We start from the raw sequence: 6,981 nt of genomic DNA, 5'->3' as shown, positions 1-6,981 counted from the left end.
AAATTAGTCTGGTAATTATGGCGAGAAGGTCACACCCGTTCCCATACCGAACACGGAAGTTAAGCTTCTCAGCGCCGATGGTAGTTGGGGCATGCGCCCCTGTGAGAGTAGGACGTTGCCAGGCACATGAAAAGGACAATCACTGTGATTGTCCTTTTTTGTATGTAAAAAAATACGGTTGATAAATAAAAAACTATGGCATCGATTGGCTACCATGAACAAGATATTTTAGAAGCAATGACCCCCAATCAATGGGTTTGAAACTGTCTATCGACGCGCCCGTAACAGCTGCATCCTTTGGTTAAACAATGATGGATAGGATAAGGTCCCGATCATGATGCTTGTGACGGATGCAGTGGTTAAAAGCAAGAATAAAATAAGCAATTGGAATTGCACGGCTTGAATCGGATCGGCCCCGCCGATGATTTGGCCACTCATCATGCCAGGGAGCTGGACGAGCCCAATGGTTTTTTGGCTTTCAATGGTCGGAATCATGCTCGCTTTAATGGAGGTGATTAGTTGGTTACGGATGGCCTGTTTGGGTGTTCCCCCAAGGGACAGAATGAGTTCGGTTTCGTCCTGCCGTGATTCAATCTCTGCAGAAAAACGATTAAGGAACAAAATGGCGAGAATCATCGAGTTGCCAATGACCATACCGCTGATTGGGATAATATATTGCGCCGCCCACGGCGTAATGTGAAAGCCTAGTATAATCCCTTGCGTCAGTACCTCTATAAAAATTAAGGTAATTGCTACTTTCCAGGTGATGCCTTGGATCACACTTCCTTTTTTTCTCGCATTTTGCGTGGCGGCGCCAATCATGACTCCCACCATCAGCAGAATATAGAGAGGGCTATCCGCTTCGAAAACAAATTTGAGAATATAGCCGACCGCAAATAGCTGGATAATGGAGCGGATGGTAGCGATCAACGTGTCCTTTTCAAGCCCCAGATGTAGTGTTTTCGATAGAAAAAGCGGGATCAGGACGAAAATAAGCGCGATAGCTAGTGCCAGATAACTCATTGTCCTTCTCCTTTCACAAACCGTTTTACTTTTTCATTTACCGGCGCATCAAGCAACCTGCTTTCCCCCGTTTCAATCACTTTCCCATCCATCATCACCCAGGTGTACTCGCCAATTGTCAACGCCTGTTCCAAATTGTGCGTAATCCAGATGATGGTCGTGTTGAATTTTCGATTAATTTTTACAATCAATGCTTCGATTTCCTTCTGGGATGCCGGGTCGAGTGAAGAGGTGATTTCATCGAGCAAAATAATCCGGGGACGGTTCACAAGTGTGCGGGCAATCGAAACCTTTTGCCGTTGACCACCGGATAGCTCTTTACTATTCCGGTGCAAAAACGTGGCATCAAGACCTACTTGGACCAACAGCTCCCGGGCCTCATCCTCCGCTAGTTGTTTCCCTTGCAGTTCCATGGGGAGTGCCAGGTTTTTGAACACACTTCCACTGACCATTGGGGCACTTTGTAGCGCCATTCCCACGTATCGCCGTAATTTGACAGGGTTATAGCTGTCGATGTTTTGGTCTTTTATAAAAATTTCACCTGAATCAGGCGACAGCAGCCCATTGCATAGTTTAAGTAGTGTTGTTTTTCCGGCTCCTGATGGCCCGACCAAAGTGGTAATTTTACCCTCAGGAAACGATCCGGTAATTTCTTCTAAAATGGGCCGATTGTAGGCGGAATAATGTACATTCCGAAAATGAACAGCCGGTGTATAATCCGCAGACATCAATTTCACTTCTTTCCATTTTCCTCTTGGGAATGAATTATATCATAGTACACAATGGAATCGCATGAAATATAAGGGACTTTCCCAAATTTAGCTACTTAATCGGACTATCATGCAGTTTTAATTAATCGATTAATTAGTATAGCATATAAGGAATTCAGTCGAATGGATGTCACAATTTAGCTGAATTTTCCTATGAAACTTCTTAAGCTACACAATTTCTCAATTCTTTCATGGATGGTCCAGGTATGTTGTATGCCCATCGTCCATGTTGCTCGTGTCACGATTTTACGATAGCCTTCATAGGATACGTGAGTGAGAACTTCGAGAAAAAAGGGGGAGGCATATGGGTATATATGGCTTCAGAAACGAAATGGTTCATCCTCATAATGGGTGGTCCCATTCTTCCTGCAGGCAGGAATCGTGGGGGATGCTTCGCACATCAACACACCAAAATGTGGCGACCATTGTAGCGGCCAAGAATGGAGATATTGATGGGGATGGAGTCATCGACCATGTCTTTTTGACGGCCAATCAAACGCCCGACAGTCCTTTTTGGCAACAAATCACGCTGGTTGTTCAGAATGGAAGAACGAAACAACAACAACATATCCCTTTAAAAAATAATGCCGGATACCATCCCACACTCTTTCTTGGTGATTTGACCGGTAATAATGCTGATGATATTTTAATCGTGATTGATACCGGTGGAAGTGGCGGCGCTATTTATGCAGATGGATTTTCGTTTATGAACGGTCAATTCCGACGGATCCTTGATTCCGATCACTTTAATGAAACCTATCAATACGATGTAAACTATGAAAATCAGTACAAGGCAGCAGTGATTAGTCATCGCCTAAAAGAAAAATATCTTCTGGATTTAACATATAAGGGAAGGACCTACCTAGATGAAATCTATGACTCTACTGGCAGGCTGAAGGCACCGATCCAAGGATGGGTAAATCCTTTGTCGGGAGTATATCCGGTTGATTTCAATCGGGATGGCGTGTATGAACTTATGACCTACCAGCGAATTGCCGGGAGGTATAATGCCGATGGGCTCGGTATTGTCCAAACGGTATTAAAATGGAATGGGCATATTTTTGATCATGATCGGCAAAATGTGGCGATATTTGGGGGAAATATATAAAGATAAACAAGAGGGATTCGTGATGAATTCCTCTCTTTAATTTTTCTAGTAGGTTTGCCAGCCGCTCCTTTCTATGTTTTGGCAGTATATTTAGTGGCTTTTATTAATCACTTCATACTATTGACAAGCAACTAGGCATATATTAATCTAAAAAAGGAAAATAGTTCAATTGATTAACTATTAGCGAGGTGAACAATCTATGGAAAATACGGCTATCAAGGAATTAGTTGATCAGTATATTAATCTGACATTCTCGATTGAGAAAAATACTGCGCAATTAGTCAAATGTCAAATCGGAAGCGATTTAACAAATGATCAGCATTACATACTTAGGTATATCAACCAGAAGGAAGAATGTACATCTTCAGAGCTGGCCGAGGTATTTCATGTTAAAAAGAGTGCGATTACGGCCATGATTGAACGATTGTGGAAAAAAGGGTTCATTCAGCGGACGCGTGATGAAAATGATCGGCGCGTGGTCTACCTAACGTTAACAGCGGTAGGGCAGGAATTATTTCATGAAACAGAATTAGGTATTAATCAGCTTGTCGGATCGTTAATCAAGCAATTTGATCAGGAAGAGATCAAAACGTTTATGAAAACATATGAAAAGTTGAATCGAATCATTTTGGCAACCAAAGAAGAGAGGTTGGGGGAATAACGGTGAGAGCAATTATTAAGGGGAAATGGTTTGTTTTACTTGCTTGGATTGTCGTGGCGGTTAGTTTGTTTTTAGTCGCTCCAAACATGGCGGACCTTGTGAAGGAAAAAGGGGATATTAAAGTTCCTGAGGGCTATTCATCGGCATTAGCCGGACAAATTATGGATGAAGTCCAGGGACAGAAGAATGTGGGGGATACGGCAACCGTTGCTCTTGTTTTTCACAGCGATAAAAAGCTGACGAAACAGGAATTTTCCGAAGCGGAACGCGCTATTCGCGAGCTTGAAGCGGCTAAAAAGCAGCTCGGCATTACCGAGATCTTAACACATTTTAACGAACCAAATTTAAAGGATCAACTTGTATCTGACGACGGAAAAACGATAATGGTATCCATCAAGCACACCTGGAATAAGAAGTATACCGATAAAGAGCTCCGTGAGCTTTTTTATAAAACGACTGATGATGTGAAAGTTGAGCATTATTACACAGGCAGCTGGCTGATTAGTGAAGCCTTAATGACCAGCTCACAGGAAGGCTTGAAAAAAACAGAGGGAATTACGGTCGTTTTCATTTTGGGCGTATTACTGCTTGTCTTCCGTTCGGTCATTGCCCCGTTCATTCCATTAATTACGGTCGGGTTCACTTATTTGACGTCCCAATCGATTGTCGCCTTTTTGGTTGACAAACTCGACTTTCCAATTTCCAGCTACACGCAGATTTTCCTGGTGGCTGTCTTGTTCGGAATCGGAACGGATTACTGTATTTTACTATTAAGCCGGTTTAAAGAGGAGTTAGCTGACCAGGAATCGATTACGGATGCGATCGTGGCGACGTATAAAAATGCCGGCCGTACGGTGTTCTTTAGTGGGGTCGCGGTCATGATTGGCTTTGCTGCTATTGGGTTCTCACAATTTCAATTGTATCAATCAGCGGCAGCCGTCGCTGTCGGTGTTGCGATTCTGCTAATTGCCCTGTTCACGATTGTTCCGTTTTTCATGGCGGTACTTGGTTTGAAAATTTACTGGCCATCGAAAAAGACAGCGGAGCATGGGGAAAGCAAGCTGTGGGGGGGAGCGGGGAAATTCTCACTTGCTAGACCCTTCCTTGCCTTGTTAATTGTTGCTGCCGTTTGCGTGCCTTTTCTCGTCACGTACAATGGGACATTATCCTTTAACTCACTTGAAGAGGTAAGTGAAGATATTCCGGCGATAAAAGGATTCAATGCCATTGCCGAAAGTTTCAGTCCCGGTGAGGCAATGTCTACACAGGTTGTGATTAAGAATGATGAAAAAATGGACTCTCTGGAATACTTGAATATAGTTGAAGCTCTTTCACAGGATCTGGAAAAGGTCAATTTAGTCGATAAGGTTCGTTCGGCAACAAGACCTGTTGGTGAGCCGATTGAAGATTTGTATGTGTCAAAACAAGCGGCAACATTGGCGGAAGGACTTGGGGAAGGGAAGGATGGCGTGGTTAAAATCAGCGATGGTTTGCATCAGGCTGAAAGTGAACTAGCCAAATCCTCCCCGCAATTAAAAACGGCGACCGATGGGATTGGCTCATTGGTGTCAGGCACCAATGAGTTGAAATCAGGTCTCGTTGAAATTCAAACCAATTTGGCGAAGATTGAGAATGGAATTCGTCAAGGATCAGCGGGTTCTACCCAAATAAAGGCTGGCTTGGCCAAGGCTAAAGCTGGTGCAGAAGAGTTACTGGGTCATCATCAAGCACTTTTAAAAGGCTACCAAGATGTTGGTGCCAATCTCACTACTTTAAACAATGGCTATCAGCAAATTGGTGGCGGCTTAGCCGGAATTTCTGCCAATCTTGCGCAAATCACGAATGATGATTTTTCAAAAATAGAATCAGACTATCAAGGGATTACGAATTCCCCTGAATATGGAAAAATAAAAGGCACCGTTTTAGGGGTTAAGGGTCCGCTGGCTGAACTGTCTACAAATCTATCAAAATTAAATGCCGGCCTTGCGCCGCTAACAGAGGGGGTGAATACCGCAACGTCCAATTATAAAAAAGTGGTGGAGGGCCAAGCGGGAATCGGAGCAGGCCTGCAAGCGTTAATCGATGGGATTGCCCAGCAGCAGGCAGGGTTTGATCAATTAGCAAATGGGCAAGGACAGATTGTAGATAACTTCCCGAAGGTAACCAATGGTTTAACTGACATTAATAAAGGGCAGCAGCAATTACTAGACGGCTTCGGCGGTTTAGGTGACCAAATGGCCACATTAACGGATGGTCTTGGTCAAAGTGCTGATGGTCTCGACCAAATTTCTGATGGCTTAGCGTCTGCCCAAGACTACGTGTCCGGTTTGTCGGTCAGCTCGGCGTTTTATTTACCGGAGGAGATGCTGGAAAGTAAGGACTTCGCCCAAGTTCTTGATACTTATTTTTCACCAGACCGTAAAGTCATAACGATGGATGTTGTTTTTAAAAAAAGTCCTTATTCGAATGAGGCGATCGATCAAGTCGAGGCCATTAAGTCGACGATTAAACAGGCAACCAAAGGAACAAAGTTAGAAAATGCCGTTGTCGCGGTTGGCGGAATCACCAGTACAAATGCTGACCTGCAAACGATGTCCAATCAGGACTATACCCGGACGGTTATTTACATGCTCATCGGCATCTCGATTATCTTAATTTTCTTATTCCGTTCGATTATTATGCCGGTGTATTTGATTGGTTCGTTAGTTCTTACGTACTATACCGCCATGTCGATTAATGAGGTCATCTTTATGAAGATTCTTCACTATACAGGCATCAGCTGGGCGGTTCCGTTCTTTGCCTTTATCATCTTGATGGCCCTTGGCATTGACTATAGTATTTTCCTCATGGATCGTTTTAACGAGTATAAAGAATTAACGGTACGTGATGCGATGCTGATGGCCATGAAAAAAATGGGCACCGTCATCATCTCTGCGGCGATTATTCTCGGTGGGACCTTTGCGGCAATGATGCCATCAGGGATGCTATCCCTGTTGCAGATTGCTTCGATCATCTTAACCGGGCTCTTGCTCTACGCCTTCGTCGTCTTACCACTGTTTGTTCCAGTCATGGTCAAAACCTTTGGCGAAGCAAACTGGTGGCCGTTTAAAAGGCCGACAAATTAATATCGTGCTCGTCACAGGAAGATGGACCAGTCTCAGCCCTTATCGTGGGTGGAGGCTGGTTTTTTTGTTTGCACAAGGAACCACAAATCAAATTTTGATATTTTTCAAGGTAGATCTTTAATGTGATTTGTATGGGAGTTAACGGTAGTTCACAATTACTTCAAGACTTTGTTGCTAATTTGTGAAAAGTATCACAAACATCTTTCTTACCTTTGGAAAGGTGATAATATATAAGTGTAGTCAGAAACAAACAAGATCTTGTAAAAACTTATATTAATCCTAAGGGAGATGGAG

5 protein-coding genes and 1 rRNA gene are annotated in these 6,981 nt (G+C 43.5%); 4 read left to right on the top strand and 2 right to left on the bottom strand.

What is annotated here, in order from left to right; genetic code table 11:
• The first annotated feature begins 7 nt into the window (after positions 1 to 7).
• A 5S ribosomal RNA gene (rrf, locus tag G6554_RS24960) occupies positions 8 to 124 on the top strand.
• 143 nt (positions 125 to 267) lie between these two features.
• On the opposite strand, the gene G6554_RS24955 is transcribed toward rrf, so the two are convergent.
• Positions 268 to 1,023: an ABC transporter permease gene (locus G6554_RS24955; RefSeq protein WP_166246795.1), complete on the bottom strand. Its 756-nt coding sequence runs from the start codon at positions 1,021 to 1,023 to the stop codon at positions 268 to 270.
• A complete protein-coding gene (locus G6554_RS24950) occupies positions 1,020 to 1,751 on the bottom strand; it encodes an ABC transporter ATP-binding protein (RefSeq protein ID WP_166246794.1) in 732 nt (243 codons plus the stop codon). The genes G6554_RS24955 and G6554_RS24950 overlap by 4 nt, the downstream gene beginning before the upstream one ends.
• 430 nt (positions 1,752 to 2,181) lie before the next feature.
• On the opposite strand from G6554_RS24950, the gene G6554_RS24945 reads away from it, so the two are divergent.
• The 3 genes from G6554_RS24945 (at position 2,182) to G6554_RS24935 (ending at position 6,687) form a co-directional block, all read left to right on the top strand.
• Complete coding sequence (locus G6554_RS24945) at positions 2,182 to 2,901, top strand: hypothetical protein (RefSeq protein WP_242637712.1); 720 nt, start codon at positions 2,182 to 2,184, stop codon at positions 2,899 to 2,901.
• Positions 2,902 to 3,100: 199 nt separating this feature from the next.
• Positions 3,101 to 3,562 (top strand): MarR family winged helix-turn-helix transcriptional regulator, encoded by a 462-nt coding sequence (locus tag G6554_RS24940; protein ID WP_166246793.1) that lies wholly within the window; start codon positions 3,101 to 3,103, stop codon positions 3,560 to 3,562.
• A 2-nt stretch (positions 3,563 to 3,564) separates the two neighbouring features.
• Complete coding sequence (locus tag G6554_RS24935; RefSeq protein ID WP_166246792.1) at positions 3,565 to 6,687, top strand: MMPL family transporter; 3,123 nt, start codon at positions 3,565 to 3,567, stop codon at positions 6,685 to 6,687.
• The last annotated feature ends 294 nt before the right edge of the window (positions 6,688 to 6,981 follow it).

It is taken from the genome of Bacillus sp. MM2020_4 (assembly GCF_011250555.1).
Lineage (GTDB): Bacteria > Bacillota > Bacilli > Bacillales > Cytobacillaceae > Neobacillus.
The sequence above is the reverse complement of the archived record's forward strand: the minus strand, read 5'-3'. Positions and strand labels throughout refer to the sequence as shown.